The sequence below is a fragment of the Synechocystis sp. CACIAM 05 genome (genome assembly GCF_010222815.1).
GTDB lineage: Bacteria > Cyanobacteriota > Cyanobacteriia > Cyanobacteriales > Microcystaceae > Synechocystis.
Window position 1 is genome coordinate 1,226,002 of sequence record NZ_CP019225.1, and the last position, 19,753, is coordinate 1,245,754.

At 48.9% G+C, this 19,753-nt stretch carries 24 protein-coding genes; 11 read left to right on the forward strand and 13 right to left on the reverse strand.

Translation table 11 applies throughout. The features are described from left to right. Positions 1-183: 183 nt before the first annotated feature. A complete protein-coding gene (locus BWK47_RS05825; RefSeq protein ID WP_162327926.1) occupies positions 184-1,164 on the reverse strand; it encodes an ABC transporter permease in 981 nt (326 codons plus the stop codon). 131 nt (positions 1,165-1,295) lie between these two features. On the opposite strand from BWK47_RS05825, the gene BWK47_RS05830 reads away from it, so the two are divergent. Together BWK47_RS05830 and BWK47_RS05835 are read left to right on the forward strand one after the other, a co-directional pair. Next, a complete protein-coding gene (locus BWK47_RS05830; RefSeq protein ID WP_162327927.1) occupies positions 1,296-2,360 on the forward strand; it encodes a D-alanine--D-alanine ligase family protein in 1,065 nt (354 codons plus the stop codon). Positions 2,361-2,446: 86 nt separating this feature from the next. Further along, complete coding sequence (locus BWK47_RS05835; protein WP_162327928.1) at positions 2,447-3,085, forward strand: exopolysaccharide biosynthesis protein; 639 nt, start codon at positions 2,447-2,449, stop codon at positions 3,083-3,085. 119 nt (positions 3,086-3,204) lie between these two features. On the opposite strand, the gene clpS is transcribed toward BWK47_RS05835, so the two are convergent. After that, positions 3,205-3,501, reverse strand: coding sequence for an ATP-dependent Clp protease adapter ClpS (gene clpS / locus BWK47_RS05840; protein WP_010872309.1), 297 nt, complete (start codon positions 3,499-3,501; stop codon positions 3,205-3,207). A gap of 106 nt (positions 3,502-3,607) precedes the next feature. Here clpS and BWK47_RS05845 point away from each other — a divergent pair, with 106 nt between their 5' ends. Further along, entirely contained in the window at positions 3,608-4,081 is a 474-nt protein-coding gene (locus BWK47_RS05845; RefSeq protein ID WP_162327929.1) for a hydrogenase maturation protease, read from the forward strand. Between the two features lie 27 nt (positions 4,082-4,108). Here BWK47_RS05845 and rpsF read toward each other — a convergent pair whose 3' ends face one another. Beyond that, on the reverse strand, positions 4,109-4,450 hold the full coding sequence (gene rpsF, locus BWK47_RS05850) for a 30S ribosomal protein S6 (RefSeq protein WP_010872311.1): 342 nt from the start codon (positions 4,448-4,450) through the stop codon (positions 4,109-4,111). A gap of 314 nt (positions 4,451-4,764) precedes the next feature. On the opposite strand from rpsF, the gene BWK47_RS05855 reads away from it, so the two are divergent. Both BWK47_RS05855 and BWK47_RS05860 read left to right on the forward strand, forming a co-directional pair. Beyond that, a complete protein-coding gene (locus BWK47_RS05855) occupies positions 4,765-5,595 on the forward strand; it encodes a fumarylacetoacetate hydrolase family protein (protein WP_162329621.1) in 831 nt (276 codons plus the stop codon). A 52-nt stretch (positions 5,596-5,647) separates the two neighbouring features. Beyond that, positions 5,648-6,466 carry a HEAT repeat domain-containing protein gene (locus BWK47_RS05860; protein WP_162327930.1) on the forward strand — a complete coding sequence of 273 codons (819 nt, stop codon included), beginning with the start codon at positions 5,648-5,650 and terminating at the stop codon, positions 6,464-6,466. Between the two features lie 32 nt (positions 6,467-6,498). On the opposite strand, the gene grrM is transcribed toward BWK47_RS05860, so the two are convergent. The 5 genes from grrM to grrP form a co-directional block, all read right to left on the reverse strand. Beyond that, complete coding sequence (gene grrM / locus BWK47_RS05865; RefSeq protein WP_162327931.1) at positions 6,499-7,695, reverse strand: cyclophane-forming radical SAM/SPASM peptide maturase GrrM/OscB; 1,197 nt, start codon at positions 7,693-7,695, stop codon at positions 6,499-6,501. Between the two features lie 39 nt (positions 7,696-7,734). Continuing rightward, positions 7,735-8,253 (reverse strand): hypothetical protein, encoded by a 519-nt coding sequence (locus tag BWK47_RS05870; protein ID WP_237269863.1) that lies wholly within the window; start codon positions 8,251-8,253, stop codon positions 7,735-7,737. 44 nt (positions 8,254-8,297) lie between these two features. Then, positions 8,298-8,732: a GrrA/OscA1 family cyclophane-containing rSAM-modified RiPP gene (gene grrA / locus BWK47_RS05875; protein ID WP_162327932.1), complete on the reverse strand. Its 435-nt coding sequence runs from the start codon at positions 8,730-8,732 to the stop codon at positions 8,298-8,300. A 66-nt stretch (positions 8,733-8,798) separates the two neighbouring features. After that, positions 8,799-9,215: a GrrA/OscA1 family cyclophane-containing rSAM-modified RiPP gene (gene grrA / locus BWK47_RS05880; protein ID WP_162327933.1), complete on the reverse strand. Its 417-nt coding sequence runs from the start codon at positions 9,213-9,215 to the stop codon at positions 8,799-8,801. A gap of 108 nt (positions 9,216-9,323) precedes the next feature. Beyond that, positions 9,324-10,223: an extracellular substrate binding-like orphan protein GrrP gene (grrP, locus tag BWK47_RS05885; protein WP_162327934.1), complete on the reverse strand. Its 900-nt coding sequence runs from the start codon at positions 10,221-10,223 to the stop codon at positions 9,324-9,326. Between the two features lie 100 nt (positions 10,224-10,323). Between grrP and BWK47_RS05890 the strand changes: the two genes are divergently transcribed. Continuing rightward, a complete protein-coding gene (locus tag BWK47_RS05890; protein ID WP_162327935.1) occupies positions 10,324-11,052 on the forward strand; it encodes a precorrin-2 C(20)-methyltransferase in 729 nt (242 codons plus the stop codon). On the opposite strand, the gene BWK47_RS05895 is transcribed toward BWK47_RS05890, so the two are convergent. Together BWK47_RS05895 and thrB are read right to left on the reverse strand one after the other, a co-directional pair. After that, positions 11,049-11,645, reverse strand: a complete 597-nt coding sequence (locus BWK47_RS05895; protein ID WP_257793040.1) for a DUF922 domain-containing Zn-dependent protease — start codon at positions 11,643-11,645, stop codon at positions 11,049-11,051. The genes BWK47_RS05890 and BWK47_RS05895 overlap by 4 nt on opposite strands. 30 nt (positions 11,646-11,675) lie before the next feature. Then, complete coding sequence (gene thrB, locus BWK47_RS05900; RefSeq protein WP_162327937.1) at positions 11,676-12,596, reverse strand: homoserine kinase; 921 nt, start codon at positions 12,594-12,596, stop codon at positions 11,676-11,678. A gap of 259 nt (positions 12,597-12,855) precedes the next feature. Here thrB and BWK47_RS05905 point away from each other — a divergent pair, with 259 nt between their 5' ends. Continuing rightward, positions 12,856-13,989 (forward strand): phosphotransferase enzyme family protein, encoded by a 1,134-nt coding sequence (locus tag BWK47_RS05905; RefSeq protein ID WP_162327938.1) that lies wholly within the window; start codon positions 12,856-12,858, stop codon positions 13,987-13,989. A gap of 93 nt (positions 13,990-14,082) precedes the next feature. Here the strand turns inward: BWK47_RS05905 and glmM are convergent, their stop codons facing one another. Beyond that, positions 14,083-15,528 carry a phosphoglucosamine mutase gene (gene glmM, locus BWK47_RS05910; protein ID WP_162327939.1) on the reverse strand — a complete coding sequence of 482 codons (1,446 nt, stop codon included), beginning with the start codon at positions 15,526-15,528 and terminating at the stop codon, positions 14,083-14,085. Between the two features lie 167 nt (positions 15,529-15,695). Between glmM and BWK47_RS05915 the strand changes: the two genes are divergently transcribed. From BWK47_RS05915 to ribF, 3 genes are all read left to right on the forward strand, one after another. Next, positions 15,696-15,923 carry an indolepyruvate ferredoxin oxidoreductase subunit alpha gene (locus BWK47_RS05915; protein WP_010872324.1) on the forward strand — a complete coding sequence of 76 codons (228 nt, stop codon included), beginning with the start codon at positions 15,696-15,698 and terminating at the stop codon, positions 15,921-15,923. A 106-nt stretch (positions 15,924-16,029) separates the two neighbouring features. Beyond that, positions 16,030-16,752: an ABC transporter ATP-binding protein gene (locus BWK47_RS05920; RefSeq protein WP_162327940.1), complete on the forward strand. Its 723-nt coding sequence runs from the start codon at positions 16,030-16,032 to the stop codon at positions 16,750-16,752. 157 nt (positions 16,753-16,909) lie between these two features. Beyond that, on the forward strand, positions 16,910-17,851 hold the full coding sequence (gene ribF / locus BWK47_RS05925) for a riboflavin biosynthesis protein RibF (RefSeq protein ID WP_162329623.1): 942 nt from the start codon (positions 16,910-16,912) through the stop codon (positions 17,849-17,851). Between the two features lie 10 nt (positions 17,852-17,861). Here the strand turns inward: ribF and BWK47_RS05930 are convergent, their stop codons facing one another. Beyond that, on the reverse strand, positions 17,862-18,680 hold the full coding sequence (locus BWK47_RS05930) for an HpsJ family protein (protein ID WP_204250474.1): 819 nt from the start codon (positions 18,678-18,680) through the stop codon (positions 17,862-17,864). Positions 18,681-18,883: 203 nt separating this feature from the next. On the opposite strand from BWK47_RS05930, the gene BWK47_RS05935 reads away from it, so the two are divergent. Continuing rightward, positions 18,884-19,153: a DUF3143 domain-containing protein gene (locus BWK47_RS05935; RefSeq protein ID WP_010872328.1), complete on the forward strand. Its 270-nt coding sequence runs from the start codon at positions 18,884-18,886 to the stop codon at positions 19,151-19,153. A gap of 159 nt (positions 19,154-19,312) precedes the next feature. Here BWK47_RS05935 and BWK47_RS05940 read toward each other — a convergent pair whose 3' ends face one another. Continuing rightward, on the reverse strand, positions 19,313-19,537 hold the full coding sequence (locus tag BWK47_RS05940) for a Calvin cycle protein CP12 (protein ID WP_010872329.1): 225 nt from the start codon (positions 19,535-19,537) through the stop codon (positions 19,313-19,315). Between the last annotated feature and the right edge of the window lie 216 nt (positions 19,538-19,753).

Sequence of the window (19,753 nt, forward strand, 5' to 3'; positions counted from 1 at the left end):
CGGGCTAACAATGGCACAATCTACAACGCCAGCAAAATTTTAAGGGTTTACTTAACCGGGAGTTTGGCCATCAAGAAGGCAAATTAATGGACTCGAAGACTCAGTCTATCGAATGTCTGACCATCACCAAGGGCCTCTTCGGTAGACATAATGGGAATTTCTAATCATGGCAACGCTTCTCCATTACCAACGAATGCGGGGGTCCACCAGTTGGTAAATCAAATCCGCCAAACTACTGAAAAAGACAATTAAAACGGCATAAAGAAAAGTGACCGCCATCACCACGGGGGTGTCACTGCGATAAATGGATTCAATTAACAAAGCTCCAATGCCTGGTACTCGGAAAACCTGCTCAGTTACTAAAGCTCCGGTGAAAATGGTGGGTACATCCAGGGCAATAAGGGTGATTAGGGGCAAAGAAGCATTTTTTAAAAGATGGTTTTTCAACATTCCCCAGGTGCCTAAACCTTTGGCATAGGCGGTGCGAATGTAATTTTGGGGCAACTCTTCCAACGCGGCGGAACGGACAAAGCGTAGAATTACCGCCGATTGATAGAACACTAACACCCCCACTGGCATCAATAGTTGACGGATTTGGGTTCCCAAACTAGCCATGCTATCCACCGTCAGAGTGCTGTCGTAAATGAAGGGTAACCACCTCAACTGCACACTAAAAATTAGGATGAACAGTAACCCGGTCAAAAAAGTGGGCAGGGAAAAGCCCATTAAACTGATGCCACTGATTAACGGTTCCCACCACCGTCCCCGGTACAATGCCGCTGTCACTCCCAAAGGAATGGCGATCGCCAAACTGATTAGGTAAGCGGTGCCCATTAACCACAACGTTGTTGGCAGTCGTTGGCCAATTAGATCCACCACGGGACTACGGCTGGTGAAGGAATAACCTAAATCCCCCTGCAAAAGACTCCATAACCATTTTAGGTAACGGATGGGTAACGGTTGATCCAGCCCCAAACTGCGGCGCAAATTGTCCCGCACTTCCTGGGAAATGGAGGGGTTAGTGGCCAATTCCCCCAAAGGATTGCCTGGAGCGAGGGCTAACAAACTAAAAATCACTAAACTAATGCCCAACAAAGTGATGACGGCGATCGCCAAACGTTTACAGATCAGGCCAACGGCAGGGGGCAAGGGGGGCATGGGCATAGATAACTAGCGGAGAGCACCAGAGCAATTAAGCACAAAAAGGGGAATTTTTTCTGTAACTGACAGCTTAAACTTTTGTGATAGGCTATGCGAGATAAACCGATCTAAGCTTAATTTTTCAGGGGATTGCCATGCGTGTGGGGCTGTTATTTGGTGGGTGTTCTGGGGAGCATGAAGTCTCGATCAAATCCGCCCAGGCGATCGCCAAAGCATTGGCCAGCGACGATAACCAAACCAAATATCAAGTAAGCCCTTTTTATATTCAAAAAAATGGCGTTTGGCTGGGGCCAGACGTTTCTCAACAGGTTTTGGACCAGGGAGTTCCCTGGGGGGATCAGCCCGTTACGGCCGGACAACGGTGGCAGTTTCCCCCCGAAGCGGCCCGAATGGAGGTGTGGTTTCCCATTTTGCACGGCCCCAACGGTGAAGATGGCACAGTGCAGGGGTTATTTAGTTTGATGCAAGTGCCCTATGTGGGCAGTGGCGTGCTGGGTTCCTGTGTGGGCATGGATAAATTGGCGATGAAAATGGTTTTTGAACGGGCGGGATTGCCCCAGGTCAATTACATGGGGGTAGAACGGGGGGAAATTTGGTCCAATCCCTGTGTTTTTCCGGCTTTGTGCGAAAAAATTGAAGCCCAGGTGGGCTATCCCTGTTTCGTTAAACCGGCCAACTTAGGTTCCTCCGTGGGCATTGCCAAAGTGCGGAACCGTAGCGAATTGGAAGCGGCCCTAGACAATGCCGCCAGTTACGATCGCCGCATCATTGTCGAAGCAGGTTTAGCGGATATCCGGGAAGTAGAATGTGCGGTGCTGGGCAACGAAAATCCCCAAGCTTCTGTGGTGGGGGAAATTACCTATGACAGCGACTTTTACGATTACGAAACCAAATACACCGATGGCCGCTCCCAAATGCATATCCCTGCCAACTTACCTGAAGATGTGGTGAACCAAATCCAGACCATGGCCATTCAGGCTTTTAAAGCTGTGGATGCGGCGGGCTTGGGACGATTGGACTTTTTCTATCAACCGACTACGGGGCAGATTGTCATTAACGAAATTAACACCCTGCCTGGTTTCACCGCCTTTAGTATGTATCCCGAACTGTGGCGAGCTTCTGGGGTAGAATTTCCTAACTTAGTGGATCGATTATTACAGTTGGCATTGGACTACCATGGCCGTCCCGGTCACCAATAAGTGCTTGCTGGTGATCCGTCGGAATCACCGATAATCTCCGCTGAAACGCTAAATTTTTCACTCCCAAGGCTTTATTCCCTATCCATATGGCCCGCTTGTCCCAGGAATTGCAGGATTATTTTTTTAAGGAAGACCGTGGCCCGACGGTGAACCTGGCCCAGGTTTTGGCAATCGCCAAGGAGAAAATTTTTGGCATTGTTCTAGTAATTCTTTCCCTGCCTTCAGCTTTACCTCTGCCGGCCCCCGGCTACTCCACACCCTTTGGTGTACTAATTTTTCTGGTGGCGATTCAATTGATGGCTGGTCGTCAGGAGCTGTGGTTGCCCCTCTCCTGGCAAAGCAAAACCATTAAAACCAGCAAGGCCCAAGGCATTGTCAAAGCTGGTTTACCCTGGTTGAAAAGACTAGAGGCGATCGCCCACCCCCGCTTCCCCCTCGTTTGTCAAAGTCGCCTGGGCAAAATTCTCATGGGTATTACCGTTGGCTCCATGGCCATTTCCATGATGATTCCCATTCCTGGCACCAACACCCTGCCGGCCATGAGTATTTTCATTACTGGTTTTGGTCTCCAGGAGGATGATGGCTTAATTACCGGAGCAGGGATGATTTTTTCCGTTTTAATTGGCGTCCTGATGGTTTCTGTGATTTACGTTTTCTTCAACGGCGGCATTACCATCATTGACATTCTTAAAGATTGGCTCAAAGTCCAGTTTGGCGGGGCTTAAATCCTTAATCTGAGAGTTTTTTGTCTAGTCTTGCTTAAAAAGAGTTGTTGTCCAAACCTTTAGTAAACTGGGTAAACTCTTGCGGGTTTTACTGGCTAAGCCTATTTTCCAGATACGTTTTAGGCCTTTTCTAGGGGAGCCATGGTCAAACCTTCCCGCCGTAGTTGTTGATGGTACAATTCCGCCTGCTCCTGGGGCCCCACCCAAACAATGGCTAGGCCGTCGAAGTGGACTTGATTAGTTAATTCCCAAGCCCGATCGCCGGTCATGCCGGGGATGTATTTAAGCAAGCAATCGGACACATGCTGAAACGTGTTGAAATCGTCGTTGAGGACAATTACTTTAAAGTTGGGATAGGTTTTGCGGACTGTGCTAGTTAGGCGATCGGGGGTGCTGGTGGCGGCGTTGCTAATCACGACAGTAATCCGGTTGCTGAAGATCATGGCCAAATTTTACCCTGATACCCTAATTGGGTCTTAGTAAATTTCCCCTAAATAACCCCAGTGGGTTAACGAAAATTGAATGACAAGTCAATCCACCAAATCCACTTTAATCATTGGTTACGGCAATACCCTGCGGGGGGACGACGGCGTGGGGCGTTACCTAGCTGAAGAAATTGATCAGCAAAACTGGCCCCATTGTCGAGTTATTTCCACCCATCAACTCACCCCAGAATTGGCCGAGGCGATCGCCGCTGTGGACCAGGTAATTTTCATTGATGCCCAACTACAGCAATCAGCAAGTGAAGCATTGGTGGAAGTTGTGGCCTTAAAAACCCTGGAACCCAACGAACTGTCAGGGGATTTGGGGCACCGGGGTAATCCCAGAGAACTCTTGACCCTGGCTAAAATTCTCTACGGCGTTGAGGTAAAGGCTTGGTGGGTGTTGATTCCGGCCTTCACCTTTGATTATGGAGAGAAATTGTCTCCCCTGACCGCCCGGGCCCAAGCGGAAGCCTTAGCCCAGATACGCCCCTTGGTATTGGGGGAGAGATAAAGCCAAGGGAAACTCAAAATCGAAAAGTTAGGCTTCTACGGCCACAGCTTTAGCTTTTTTCTCTTTTTCAGGCTTTTCCGGGGTGAGCTTAATGCTCAAAAAGCGCATCACATTATCGTTAAGACGCATATCCCGTTCAATTAAAGCAATCTGCTGGCCTTCACCGTTGAAGTTGAACAAAACATAAATGCCATCGTTAAAGCGACGGATTTGGTAAGCTAGACGGCGTTTACCCCAAACCTTCACCGATACTTCTTCGGCGGCATTGTTGGTCAAAAATTCTTGGTATTTGGTAACTTCTTGGCTAACCCGTTCTTCATTCAGGTCGGGACGGAGAATTACCATCAGTTCGTAACTATTCACAAGCACATGACTCCTTATGGACTTTAGGGCTTAAACTCAGGCAGGCGCAGCAACCATCATCAGTCCGGGCTAGTTCAGTTGCCATGGAAGACACTGTTATTCGCTAAAACCATGACTAGTTGACACCAAAGTTTGAGTAAAAGCAAGGATCTTTTATCATACTCGTTAGGGTGGCCGGGGAGCTAGGGGTTAATCCCATAGTGGAACTAGTGGAACCTTTACCAAAAGCCCGTCCATGGACTGCAATACCCCTCTGACTCTAAACTTTGGGCAATGTTGGATGGGTTACCGTCCCCTTGATCACTTTCTTTAACACCACCATGGTCCAACGTTACGTTCGTATCCAGGCTGACTCTGGCACCGTCCATTATGGTTTGTTCCAATTGGATCACAGTGTGATTTTGCTAAGTGCGGCGCCTTGGTTGGGGGGCCAAGCCCTAGATGTTGCCGTTAGTGAAGGGGATTATCGGTTACTAGCTCCCTGTGAACCGTCTAAAATCGTGGCGGTGGGACGCAATTACCGGGCCCATGCGGCGGAATTGGGTAACGATGTGCCGGCGGAACCCCTCTTATTTTTTAAACCTCCTTCGGCGATCGCCGCTGACCAGGAAGAAATTGTTTATCCGTCCCAGTCCCAACGGGTGGACTACGAAGGGGAATTGGCAGTCATTATTGGCAAACAAGTAAAAGATATTACTGAAGAAGAAGCGGCCAGCGCCATTTGGGGCTACACCATTGCCAACGATATTACGGCTAGGGATTTGCAGCGGCAGGATTCCCAATGGACGAGGGCCAAGGGCTTTGATGGTTTTTGTCCCCTGGGGCCCTGGGTAGTACGTCAAATCGACCCAGAGGCCCATTTGGAAACCACCGTTAATGATGAGGAAACTCCCCGGCAAGCCACGGCCATCAGCGATATGGTTTTTACTCCCCCGGTATTGGTGAGCTACATTTCCCGAGTGATGACCCTCTACCCTGGCGATGTAATTTTGACTGGTACTCCGGAAGGCATTAGTGCCCTCCAAGTGGGAGACAAAGTGGAGGTGGAAATTGAAGGCATTGGTAATTTAACTAATACAATCATCGCGCCTCCCCTAGCGGCCCCAGAGTTAGCGGAAACGGTGGAGTTGGAAGTCGAAGCAGATAATTGATCTTAATTTCCGCCTCTGCTGTGCCTTATTGACCGAGATTTTTCCCTTGCCCATGAGTGAACCTAACCTCAACCCCGCCTACACCCTCGACCAGGCGATCGCCAATTTGCAACAAACAGAAGATACCAGTGCCCGTTACTATGCGGCCTGGTGGATTGGTCGTTTTCGCGCTGCTCAACCGGAAACCATTGCTGCTTTGTTGGTCGCCTTGGAAGATGAAACTGATCGCTCCCCGGACGGTGGTTATCCCCTGCGACGTAATGCGGCTAAAGCGTTGGGAAAATTAGGCGATCGCCAAGTGGTGCCGGCCCTAATCAAAGCCTTGGAATGTGAAGATTACTATGTGCGAGAGTCAGCGGCCCAGGCGCTGGAAGGTTTGGGGGATGCTAGAGCGATGGCACCTCTAATGGCCAAGTTAACGGGGGGATTAGCAGCGGCCCAGCTTGTGGAGGGTAAACCCCATTTAGCCCAACCCTACGAAGCGATTATTGAAGCCCTGGGTACTCTCCAAGCTGTGGAGTCCATTGGTTTAATTGAACCGTTTCTAGAGCATTTTTCCCCGAAAGTCCAATACGCCGCCGCCCGGGCCCTATTTCAGTTAACTGGGGATAATCGTTACGGCGACCTTCTCATTACTGCTCTGGGGGGGACAGACTTACAATTACGCCGTTCCGCCATGATGGATTTGGGAGCCACTGGCTACTTGCCCGGCGCCCAGGCGATCGCCAAAGCCTTTGCAGAAAATAGCCTCAAGTTGATCGCCCTGCGAGATTTGTGGGCCACCCATCGCCAAAGGCAAGCAAGTTCTGAATCGAAGGCGCTCAGTCTAGCTAGCCGACAAATATTGGAATTAATGGATAGTTTACTCTGAAATAATTGGAAATTTACAGATTTACGGAGATTTCAAGCTAGCCCCAGGGATTCTTCCAACGCACCAATTACGACTTCCGCCACCTGTTGAATGCGAAAACGACAAGCCAGGGTTTCAGTGGAATTAAAACTGCCATTTTCCCAAAATTTATTACTGCCAGCGCCACCACCACACAAACCGAAATAATCACAGGTTTGGCGACATTTTTCCACCCCCTGGGTCATATCGTAGTAGATATGCTGAAATTTCTCCGTTTGACAGACAGATGCAAAGGAATCCGTTAACACATTACCAAAAATAAAATCACCATACTGGGGCGTTTTAATGGCTAATAATTCTGGGTCAAAGGTGGAGAAGTTACCCTGGTGGTCGATGCTAACAATGGCAAAGGGACGATTCATATCCGTGTGATCAAGGCGGTCTTCTGTGTAAATCAAATTGCATAAACATTCAAATTCCCGCACTCGAAATTCTGGTTCACTGGTGCTGGTTAATTGCCAAAATCTTTCCAAAAATTGTCGATATTTTTGTAAGGTGCCCTGTTTATTCAGGGAAGATTCTGTGTTAATTCCCTCTGTTTCTTCCATATTAAAACCCACATCCAGTAGGTTATGATCCCGGAAAAAGTGAAAAATTTCGTCAGGATAATCCAAAGATTCTTCAGTTAAAACCGCAATAACACTGTGGCAAATATCATTTTTCTGTAACCATTCAATGCCTCGCATGGTGGCGGCATGGCTACCCCGGCCAGTTCTAGTTTTACGGTGCTTATCATGGAGAAAAGCGGGGCCGTCCAAACTAATACCCACATGGACAGGATATTGTTTAAAGAGGTCACACCAGGCCTGATTAATCAGAATACCGTTGCTTTGAAAAGAATGATCAAACCACAGTTGGCGGTGATTGTATTTTTCCCCGTAGGTTTCAATCTGGGCAAAAGCTTGGCGATAGAATTCTAGCCCAGCAGCTAATGGTTCCCCCGCATGCCAACACAAACTAAAATTGCTAGTAGTAAAAGGGCTAGCAAAAATCGCCTGCATAATTGGTTCTAACAAATCCAGGGACAAATGATTTTTTAAATGGCGATCGGGCAAGTAACAATAATCACAATCTAAATTGCAATAGGAAGTGGGTTGAATAATAACTAAATTAGTGGGGCCAAAATTAGTTATATCCATATTCCCCATGCTTTCATCAGCGGGTTGAGTTTGTTTGACTAAAGCTTGCATAAGTAGTCACCAATCGGAGCAAATAATTTGTTGTTACAATCAAAGGGGAGAAGTACACACCCAGATTGATTTTTGTTCATTAACTGGGTCCATAATCAACTGTGGCGCTAACCCTAACTCAGATTCCCTTGTTTCTGCAAAATTGGAACCAAATATTGCTTGAAGTCGTTCACGGGCAATCTCCACAGGAACATCAAAGGTGACAGCATAAACTCCCCAGGTGCCGGCCGGAATCATAATTGCTGAAACAGGAAGATCATAATAACTTTCCTCAATTTGATAGTAAGCAAAATCATCCTGGATTTTATCTGGCACAAGACGCTGAAAAAATGGATGTTTTGGCCGATCAATTCCTTCCCAGGGAGCAAGATAAACTCCTTCAAATTTACATTCAGGAAAGCCCCGCATCACGTCCTCAAAATCACTGGCAAAGTTATCGACAATAACGTTGGCCGGCTCGGCAAGAAGGGGTTGGGACGATAATATTTGGTAACCAACAATTGCCAGGGAGATTATCATTACCCTATGGGTAGAAACAGATGAGAAAGAAAACAGCAATTTTATTCCCTAGGTTTCAGTGTTGGCTGTGAAATGTTAATAAATTACCAACGATTAACAAAACCACCACCGCCGCCCCGGTTAGCAAAGCCTCCTCCATCCCCCCAACCATTGCCCCAGGGATTATTAACATTGGCAAAGCTGCCGCCACCACTGCCATCGGCCCAGCCTCCGCGCCCCACATTGGCAAAGCCTCCGCCCCCGGCACCATCACCCCATCCTCCCCGACGGGCATTACCAAAACCACCACCACCGCCACCATTGGCAAAACCAGCTTGTAGATTAGCTCGATTGATGGGGGTTTGCTGGGGAGACATTTGATTGGCCCTTTGCTGTAAAACTGAGCCGAGGTTGTTTAACCGGGTGGAAAGGGTATTCTGGGGGTTAGTTGCCAAGGCATTTCCCGATTCTGCCACTGTTCCGATCGCCGTTAGGGCAATTACAAATGCTGTCCAACTAGAGCGATTATTGATGGCCATGGATATTGCTCCCGGATTAATGAAGTGATGGGGAAAGAACAGATGGATGGATCTCAATGATAGGCCTTACCAACGGTTGATGAAGCCGCCCCCGTCAGGCCAACGACGGTTATAGAAACCGCCCCGATCGCCCCAGCCGTTACGCCAAGGATTGATATTGCCGAAGCCAGCGCCGCCTCGGCCATTGCCCCAGCCCCCTCTACCCAGGTTAACAAATGTACCGCCACCTCGCCCATTACCCCAACCGATCGCCACCTGCATAGGGGTTTCTGGAGATTGGGAAGCATTTTCTGGGGAGTTTTCTAGGGAATTAGCTTTAGCAGCGGTGTTTTTAAGGCTGGAATTAATGCGAGCAATGCGGGACTCAATGGTGGTGCCTTGACCTGACCCATGATGGTCAACAGTGGCGGCCTGGGCTGAAGCGGATGTTACCCCGGCGATCGCCACCAGGAAAGCGGTCCAGCTAAGTTGGTTAGAGTTCATGACAAATACCTAAAAATGGACAACAACAATTGGGGTAGGGATTAGCCAAGGTTGGAACAGTCCCCAAAACGTGCCAACCAAATTACTACCAATTAAAGTCAACTTCATTTACTGGCCATTTTTGGGCTCCATCACCTGCTCATGGGTAATTACTAGGTAATTAAAAAATTGGCGGAGATTGTCATTGTCCACGGGCACAATACCTTCGGTGCCGATCCATTTGTCAACGATGGCCACATCTTCTGGATCCCCTTGGACATAACCCTCCGCTAGCCGTACCAGGGCCCGATTTGCCAAACGCAAAAAGCTGGGATTGTCCTCCCGCACCATACAACCAACCCCGTACCTAATTTCTGCTGGTTGGGGAATAATTTTGGTATTGGGCATATCCAGTACCTGTCGCAATCCCGCCATTTGAATACCATCCCCCGCCACTGCATCCACGGTGCCTTTTTTCAAAGCTTCCATCCCCGCCCGCACACTGGTAACAGGGACCACTTGAATCTTGGATTGAGCGATTTTTATGGCATCTTCCACCACGGTATTGGGGACTAGAGCTATTCTTTTTCCCACCAGGGCCTCGGGGGAATTGATGGGGGTGTCATTGGGCACCAATAATTGAATGCCAGCTACCGCATAGCTAACGGTGAAGTCCACATAACGGTCCCGCTCCCACGTAAAAGCAGTATCACAGACAATGTCTAGCTCCCCGGTTTTCACTTTGGGCAGGGCGTCACTCATATCCTGCACTTCAACAATCTGCAAAACCACATCCCGGCCCAGTTCTTTCCCCACTTCCTCGCGGATACGGTCGGCAATGTCGATGGAGTAGCCCACCACCTCATTGTTCTCGTTGATATAGGAGAAAGGCACATTGTCCAGGTTGGCCCCGATGGTTAAATTACCGGTGCGAATAATTTTCTCCATTACGGTTTCGGCGATCGCCCCTTGGGCTCCCACCGTAGCGAGTAACAGTCCAATGAAAGTGGCGGAGAACTGCTTCAACATGGCATTAATTAACCAAAAAGTTTGCGTCCAGTCTAATATAGACCGGCTTTTGCCCCGGTAAAGTAAAGAACTATTACAAACATTGTCGCAATCACTTTCTATGACCTTTGGCATTCTCCACGGTGTTAGTGTGGGCCCCGGTGACCCGGAGTTGATCACCCTCAAGGGGTTAAAGATTTTGCAATCCTGCCCCGTGGTAGCTTTTCCCGCTGGTTTACAAGGGCGATCGGGGGTAGCAGAACAAATCATTAATTCCTATCTGAAACCAGAACAAATTCGTCTGTCCCTCAAATTTCCCTATGTGCAAAAGGAAGAAATTCTAGAGCAGGCCTGGCAGGAAGCGGCCGCAGAAGTTTGGCCCTACTTAGAAAAAGGAATAGATGTGGCCTTTGCCTGTGAAGGAGACATTAGTTTTTACAGCACCTTCACCTACCTTGCCCAAACCTTAAAAAGTAACCATCCCCAGTTAGGGATCAACTACATTGCTGGGGTAAGTTCTCCCTTTGCTGGAGCTTCAACCTTGGGTTTACCCCTAACTTGCCAGGAAGAAAAGCTCGCAATTTTACCAGCATTATATTGCCCGGAAGAATTGGAAAAAGCGTTGGATTGGGCGGAGGTAGTAGTGTTGATGAAAGTTCGTTTAGTGTATGGACAAGTGTGGAAAATTTTAGCTAAAAGAGAACTATTAGACCAGGCTTGGCTGTTGGAAAAAATTTCTACCGCCGAGGAAAAAATTTACCATCCCCTCAGCCATTATCCCCAGCTGTCCCTCTCCTATTTTTCCCTAATGTTAATCAAGCAAAATCAAAATAAGATTGGCAAAATTTAACGGAGAAAATTTTCGAGCATAATGCCTTCTTTGCGGCCGTGATCAGTTTGGCGATCGTAGTCTAGGTCCCTTTGGCGGTAAAGCTGGATAATCTGTTGAGCAGTGCTTTCAGCTTTGGTTTGTAGACTCTGGCAGTTGGGGAATGGGCCGAGATTCAGTAGGGCTTTTTCAATGGCTCTAGCCCCATAAAGACCGGAATTTTTGTGGTTTTCCTCATGCTTAAATAAAGCGGCCAAGTAGCGGTTAAAAACCCTGCGGGCTTCCGGGTCGGTGCCATGGTTAGGGGGAATGCGGGGTAAGGTATAGGTAACATCAAGGTTGGTGGCAACTTTGGTGATTTGACATTGTTGGGCTGTGGACCACCATTGGTACTGCCAACGCACTAACCACTGAGTATAGCCACGGTAATGTTTACCTTGAAAAATGATCGGACTGCGTCGATTTAATTCATTGTTCAAATCCCATTTAGTTTTGGGATAAATAGAATAGTATTTATACTCGATTTTAACAATTGGCTCTGCCTCTACCCTAGCCGCCCCAAGCAGTCCCAAAACTATTGTTAATGGGGCAAGCAATGCTAACTTAACATACATTTTGCTAAGCCTGTTCACCGTTGGTAGTGATTACCTCAATTTGGTAATTGTTGCGCCCTTGGTATCAATGGGTAAACAATGACTTTCGGCCTCAATGCCCGCATCATGCCAGGTTTCCACTAGGGTGGAGGCGACCTGGGGAGCCCTGACTTCATCGGCGATCGCCAATAGGGTAGGGCCGGCACCGCTAATCACTAGGTTATAGGCCCCGGCGGCGAGGGCGGCCTGGTGCAGTTGATCGTAGGCAGGAATTAAACTCTGGCGATAGGGTTGGTGAATTTGATCCTGGAGGGCCAGGGCTAACCAATCTCCCCGCCCTTGACTAAAAGCTTGTACCAACAGCGCTAGGTGGGAAGCATTAAAAATAGCGGCACTACGGTCATACTGACGGGGAAGAACCGCCCGGGCCGCTTCGGTGGATAACTCGAAATTGGGAATGGCCAAAACCGGGACAAATTTGCGCGGCCAATCCAAAGCAACCAATTGCCAATGGTCACCATTTTTGACAGCCAGTTGACAGCCCCCCAATAGGGCTGGGGCCACATTATCGGGATGTCCTTCCATGGCGATCGCCATCTGCAAAATTTCCGAGGTTGTGCAAGGATTACCCGCCGCTTGATTGGCCGCCAATAACCCCCCCACAATGGCGGTGGCTGAACTACCCAAACCCCGGGCTAAAGGAATTTCCAAGTCAATTTCCAGCTTCAGGGGTGGTATAGCCTGCCCAGTTTGTTGATAAAAGTAGGCGATGGCTTGGTAGAGTAAATTGTCCTTGCCGGTGCTGATTTTTTCCCCGTCCCTGCCCCTGGCTTCAATCAATAGATCAACTTCCGGGTCCGTCGGATCAGTCACCGTCACATGGTTATATAAACCCAGGGCCGCCCCCAAACAATCAAAGCCTGGGCCAATATTGGCGGTGGTGGCGGGCACGGAAACGGTAAAGCTGACCATGGCAAATAGCAGGGAAAATGGGGATTAATGCTCTGGTATTATCGGGCTTGGTCTGGGCCAGAGGCAATAGTGGCTTGACCCAGAGGCGATCGCCTGGCGGATACGATTGATTTTTGCCAAGGCGAAAATAGTTTACTTAGACCATGGCTACCTGAATGAATGATTGGGCAGTAATGGAATTAATGGGAGTAAAATATCCGTCTATTCATCTGGTTTATTAACATTTACCTATATTTATTTGGGAGTTAAAGCCTAGCCAATGGAATCCACTGGAGAAACACTGAACATAGAAGAAAAAGTTTTTGCGATTGCGGATCAATTTGATCACCAAGGAAAAATTGTCCAGATCAAACCCTTTGGCAACGGCAATATTAATGACACTTTTTTGGTGGATTTGGACGGTCAAACGCAAACTAGTTTTATTTTGCAAAGGATTAACCATCAAGTATTTAAAAATCCAGCGGCGGTGATGGGCAATATGGTTAGGGTAACTACCCATATTAAACAAAAATTACAACGGCAACCCCTGGAACGTCCTTGGTTAATGCCAGAAGTAATTTTAACTAAAAATAATCAGGACCATTGGGATTCAGGCACTGGCGAATTTTGGCGGGCGATTAGTTTCATTGCCGGTTCGGAATCCTTTGATATTCTGACGGACCCAGCCCAGGCCAAGGAAGTGGGCACCGCCCTAGGCATCTTCCACCAACTATTGAGCGACCTTTCCCCCAGCCAGTTAGTCGATACTCTACCCGGATTTCACCATACTCCTGTTTATCTCCAGCAGTATCAGCAGGCACTGGCCCAGAGTCCAAGGCTTACTGGATCATTAAGCCCAGAAATTAACCATTGCCAAAGAGTAATTGCAAGTTGGATTGACCATTGTGGAGTATTGGAAACCGCTAAAGCGAAGGGACAATTACCCCTCCGGTTAATGCATGGTGATCCTAAAGTTAATAATATTTTGTTCGATCGCCAATCGGGACATGCAGTCAGCGTGATTGATTTGGATACCACTAAACCAGGTTTAATCCATTACGATTTGGGGGATTGTTTGCGTTCCGGTTGCAACTTGTTGGGGGAAGAAACGGAAAATTGGTCAGCGGTGGAATTTAATCTAGATCTTTGCCGGGCTATGCTTGAGGGTTATTTGCCCCAATGTCAGCATTTTCTCACCGCCGCTGATTATGATTATTTGTGCCCCGCCATTGCCCTGATTAGCTTTGAATTGGGACTACGGTTTTTTACCGATTACCTTAACGGCGATCGTTATTTCAAAGTTAAATACCCGGAGCACAATCTAATCAGAGCTTTGGTGCAATTCCAGTTAGCTAGCCATATCCAAAGCCAAGAAGATGCCATTCGTCGGATGATCGAGGATATCAGAGGTTAAAGCCTTTTTGGATAAGGAATTATCCTCGCCGCTTACTATAGTCAAGGGTAGTAAACATTGGTTTTGCAGACTCTTTTTGCCAACTGATAACTGTTAATTATCCCCCAAATGGCATTGCACAGTGCTGGTGAGTTGGTCCGACCAATGGGCCGCCGTCTCCGCACAGGCCGCCTCCACCATGACCCGAATTAATGGTTCTGTGCCCGAAGCCCGCACTAAAATTCTTCCCGTGGTGCCCATGGACTTTTCCGCCGTGGCGATCGCCTGTTGCAAAGGGGCGCATTCTTGCCAATGTAAGCGGCGCTCCCGGTCTAGTACCCTGACGTTGCGGAGAATTTGGGGATAGGGTTGGAAACTTTCCGACAGCAGTTCGCTCAAGGATAAACCGGACTTTTGCACTAGGGCAGTTAAATGCAAGGCCGCTTGCAGGCCATCTCCGGAATAACTATGGTGGTGGCAAATAATGTGTCCCGACTGTTCTCCCCCCAGCATGGCCCCGGTTTCCCACATTTGGGCTTGGACGTTTTGGTCCCCCACCGCAGTGCGAATTAATTTACCCCCCAGTTTCTCCCAAGCTCGCTCAAAGGCCAAGTTGGCCATGACAGTGCCGACAATTAAGTTATCGGGCAGATGGTTGCTCTCCTGCAGAGTTTTACCCCACAAAAAGAGAATGTAATCTCCGTCCACTGGGCGGCCTTGGGCATCCACCGCCATCACCCGGTCCGCATCACCGTCAAAGGCAAAACCTAAATCCGCCCCAGTTTCCCGCACAGCCCTTTGCAAACGGTGTAAATGGGTAGAACCGCAATCAACGTTAATTTGACTACCATCGGCCAAATCGTGCAGAGCTATGACCTCCGCTCCCAAACTACGAAAAATATGGGGTGCCAAATTTACCGAAGCTCCCCAGGCTAGATCCAACACCACTTTTAGCCCTTGAAAATCCAAGGGTTGGGGTAAACTACCTAGCAAAAAATCTTGGTAATGTTGGACACGATGGGGCTGGCCATAACTCCTTCCCCATTGACTGGCATTCAGCCCGGAGGTTTTATTTTGTCCCCGTAGTCCTGCCTCGATCGCCGTGGCTAGGGATTTGTGTAATTTCAACCCTTCGTGATCAAAGAATTTAATGCCATTGTCTTCTGGCGGATTATGGCTAGCGGAAATCATAATGCCCCCGATCGCCGCTGTTTTTCTGGTGAGATAGGCCACACAGGGAGTGGGACAAAGCCCCAGTTGCCACACTTCCACCCCAGCACTGTTCAAACCAGCGGCCATGGCGTTGGCCAGCATGTCACTGGAAAGCCGGGAATCCTGACCAATAATCACCGGGCCAGCAGTATTAGTTTGTTCCCGTAATACCTGCCCCGCCCAAAAGCCTAAGGATAAAGCCAAGGGGGCCGTCAATAATTCCCCCGCCTTACCCCGGATACCGTCCGTGCCAAACAATGGCGATCGGGGCAAGCTCAAGCCGAATTCTCCCATCATTGATAGCAAAGGCAGATCTAAACCACGGCTGTGGATGGGGGAAGCAACCATCTGAAAATTTTCCTCACACAATTCTTCCTCTCAGGATAACTGCTCCGGGAAATTTCAGGTAAATCACGCCCCACTGGATTGCCTCAGGGGTTGAACGTCCGCTACCCTTAGAACTGTGACGATTTGTAAAAATCCGCTCAATTTTTAAATTCTGATTCCGGCGAAATATGCCCCATACCATTGTTACGGAAACCTGCGAAGGCGTGGCCGACTGCGTTGAAGCCTGCCCCGTAGCCTGCATTCACCCCGGAGACGGGAAAAACACCATTGGCACCGATTGGTATTGGATTGACTTTGCCACCTGCATCGATTGCGGCATCTGCCTCCAAGTTTGCCCGGTGGAAGGGGCCATTCTGCCGGAGGAACGGCCTGATTTACAGAAAAGCCCTGCCTAGGGTTGGGAGGGGTCTAACTGCCCTCGACTAGCTTAAATTTTGCTGGTTGACTGATATTCACTAAGTTCCCTGGCCTGGGTCGATCAAACTTTTCCACCCTTTATCTATGTCTGACCTCCTCGTTGTTAAGGACGTATTTGCTGGCTATGTGGCCGATGTGCCCATTTTGCAGGGTATTAATTTCTCCATTGCGCCGGGGGAGTTGGTCACAGTTATCGGCCCCAACGGAGCAGGGAAATCCACCCTAGCTAAAACTATTTTTGGCCTACTCACTCCAAGCCAGGGGGAGATTATTTTTAAAGGGGAAAATATTACCGGCCTTGGTTCCGACCAAATTGTGCGTCGGGGAATGTGCTATGTGCCCCAGGTTTGTAATGTGTTTGGCAGCCTAACAGTGGCAGAGAATTTGGATATGGGGGCCTTTCTACACCAGGGTCCTACCCAAACCCTAAAGGACCGCATCTATACCATGTTTCCCAAATTAGCCCAACGCCGCCATCAGAGGGCTGGGACTTTATCCGGCGGAGAACGGCAGATGTTGGCCATGGGTCGGGCTTTGATGCTAGACCCGGATTTGTTGTTACTGGATGAACCGTCGGCGGCCCTATCCCCCATTTTGGTCAAGGATGTGTTCGCCCAAATTAAGGCAATTAATGCCACTGGTAAGGCAATTATTTTAGTGGAGCAAAATGCCAAGCAGGCGTTGATGATGGCTGATCGGGGTTACGTGCTAGAAAATGGCCGGGATAAGTTGGAAGGACCGGGGCAAAGTCTACTCAATGATCCTTTGGTGGGAGAACTTTATTTGGGGGCAGCGTATCACAACTAAATTTTTTGGGGGCGGCGGGTTTAAGACCGGATTTTTGAATGATTGCTCAGTATCCACAAAATCTCCAAAATTTCTCAACCAAACTCCCCCATTCTGGGAATAATGACTTTTTTCTTGCCGTGACCGATTAGTTTTTATTAATTAATTGCCAATTACCTTGCGTATTCTTTCCACCACCAACGTTCTGCAGACCCCCACGGCGATCGCCTTGGGAAACTTTGATGGAGTCCATCGGGGCCACGGGGTGGTGTTGCGTCAGGTGATGGATTTTGCCCAGGCGGTGGAACATCTCTTACATCCAGCGGTGGTTAGTTTTAATCCCCATCCCCGTAGTTTTTTCAGTGGCCGCACCCAACCTTTATTGACCCCCTTGCCAGAGAAGGCGGAACAATTGACGGCGATCGGCATTGAACAGTTGGTCTTGTTACCCTTCACGGAAAAGTTAGCTAACCTTAGCCCCAAGCAATTTGTCCAATCCATTTTAGTGGAGCAATTGCAAGCCAAATTTATCAGCGTTGGCCAGGATTTTTGCTTTGGTCATCAACGGCGGGGCAATGTGCAGGATTTACAAAACCTTGGGCAAGAATTTGGCATCACCGTGGCGATCGCCCAATTGGAGCAAACGGATACGGAACGGATTAGTAGTTCCCGTATTCGCCGAGCCTTAAAAGAAGGCAAGTTGGCCATGGCCAATCATTTGTTGGGACGGCCCTATGCCCTCAGGGGGACGGTGGTGCAGGGACAGCAATTGGGGCGTAAATTGGGCTTTCCCACTGCTAACCTTTGTTTGCCAGCGGATAAACTCTGGCCGAAGTATGGAGTGTATGCGGGTTGGGTCAATCTAAATGCCTTGGACGTACCCATACCAGCGGTGATTAACCTTGGCGATCGCCCCACAGTCAACGGCCAGGAACCTTCGGCGGAAGTGCATTTACTGCAGTGGTCAGGGGATTTGTATGGCCAAGGTTTAGAGGTGGCCTTGACCCACTATCTGCGCCCCGAAACAAAATTTGCTGGCTTGGACCAATTAAAAAATCAGATCGCCCAGGACTGCCAGCAGGCAGAAAAGTTACTCAATCTGGATGGGGCGATTCCTTAATGGCTTCAATCTAGGCGAGGGGATCGGCACTGGGGGGAGTCGGGGGAGCAGAAAGCAAATTTCTCAGGCCCAAAGCACCAAAGGCGGCGAAGCCGATGGAAAGCATCAAACTGCTCAGTCCCACCCGTAAGCCTTGTTTAAGAGCTTGGTTAGAGGCTTGGCTTTCTACTTTTTGCCGTTGCTCCGTCACCTGGTTTTCTAAATTGGTTTTAATTTCTTCCATTTTTGCCTTCAGGGCGGCCGGGTCCTTGGACATTTCCCGTAGGCCTTTGAGTTCGTTCACTTGGCGTTCAATATTAGCCAGCTGCTCTTGGTTGAGGGGATTACCATTCGCTTGACCGGAGGCCAAAAGTTGCTCCCCTTCTTGGATTTGTTGTTCCAACGCTTCTGGGTTTTGGGACAGGGCATCAAATTGTCTCAGGGCCCCTTCCACCTGTTCTTGTCCTTGGCCAATCTGACTTTCCAGTCGAGCTAACTCCGCTGTCTTAATTTGGTTCACATTGGTCAAATGTACCGGGATCAACAATAGAAAGACCAATCCCAAGGTGATCGCCAAAATATAAATCGGCATCCGCAAATCAAAGCCACTTTTAGGGGGAGCTCCGGCGGTTTTTGCCATGGTATCCACCAAGTAACCAAGGGAAATCAACCCCATGCCCAACATCGGCACTATACCCCGGTCAACAATGCCCGTGATCGTTGTCAACTGCCACTGGGGATCAGCCATTTGCAGAGGGAAGATGAGGCTAAAAAAATCCAGCAGGGCAATGAGGACGAAAATAACGCCAAACAATTTTAATGTCAGGGCGGTAAAGGCAGGGATGTTCATAAATTCCAGAGAGCAACGCAATATACTATACGCCATCTTAGCTAAGCACTTTCCCCCCATGGGGCGCAATTTCAGCGTCGGGGTGCCTCCTATCGAAAGTGCAAACAAGATCCAAGATCAAAGTTAGATGGTCTAGATTAGATTAGGCGAATTAAGCCAACGTCTGCCAAATTATCTAAATTATTTCCATTTTGCCATTGCCCATGAGCCTCCCCGCACCGGAAACTCCCCTCTATAACCATCCCCTGCCCCAATTAGAACGCTGGCTCATGGCCCTGGGTTGTCAGCAAGACCGTGGCGATCGCCATTGTTGGCTGCTCCATCAAGGGGACTGGGATGCGGAACTGAGTTTGGACACAGAAGAACTTGTGATCTGCTACTTCCCCCACCAACCCCAACGCAAAGTGGTGCGGAGCTTTAAATATTCCCTCAGTCGCCAAGACGTGGAAGCTGCGGTCCTGGAAGGTCCCTAGGTTAACCCCAGGGAAGATATCCTTTACCACCATCCCTTAAAGAAAACCAGCAAAGAGCAGTAACAACCCCCAGGTAATTGTCACTGCTTCAACCAAAAACATTGTTTTGGAAATCCTGGCGATCGCCAGTTGCGGCCATTGGGTTTGCCCCATCAGCCCCTAGTCGTCGTAAATGCGGCACTCAGCAGCGTCGGGGTTTTCGTCACAGAACTTTTCCAGGGTAGTTTGGGTGGGATGTTGTTGACGTTGGTGGGCGGCTTCCGCTTCTAGCTCTTCCACCGCATCCCAGGCCGCAGCGCACTCCGCCGGAGAGGCTTCATCGGTACTGCAAACTTGTCTAGCGTTGGCTAGCTCCTGTTCGATTTTTTCTTGAATATTGCTCATAAAGTTTAACCGCCTACGATTATCTACAGAGAGTAAGGCTCATTCATGTTAGCGAATTTGGTTGGCTTTGGGTAGAAGGAACCACAACGGGAATATGCGGTTTTCCTCACTTTGCTGACCTCAACTTGCCCCATACGGCCTTGGGGGGCCACCACCGGGGATAGTATGAAGAATTGTGAAAATGTTCACAGGTTTACAACAGTTTCCTCCGGGAAA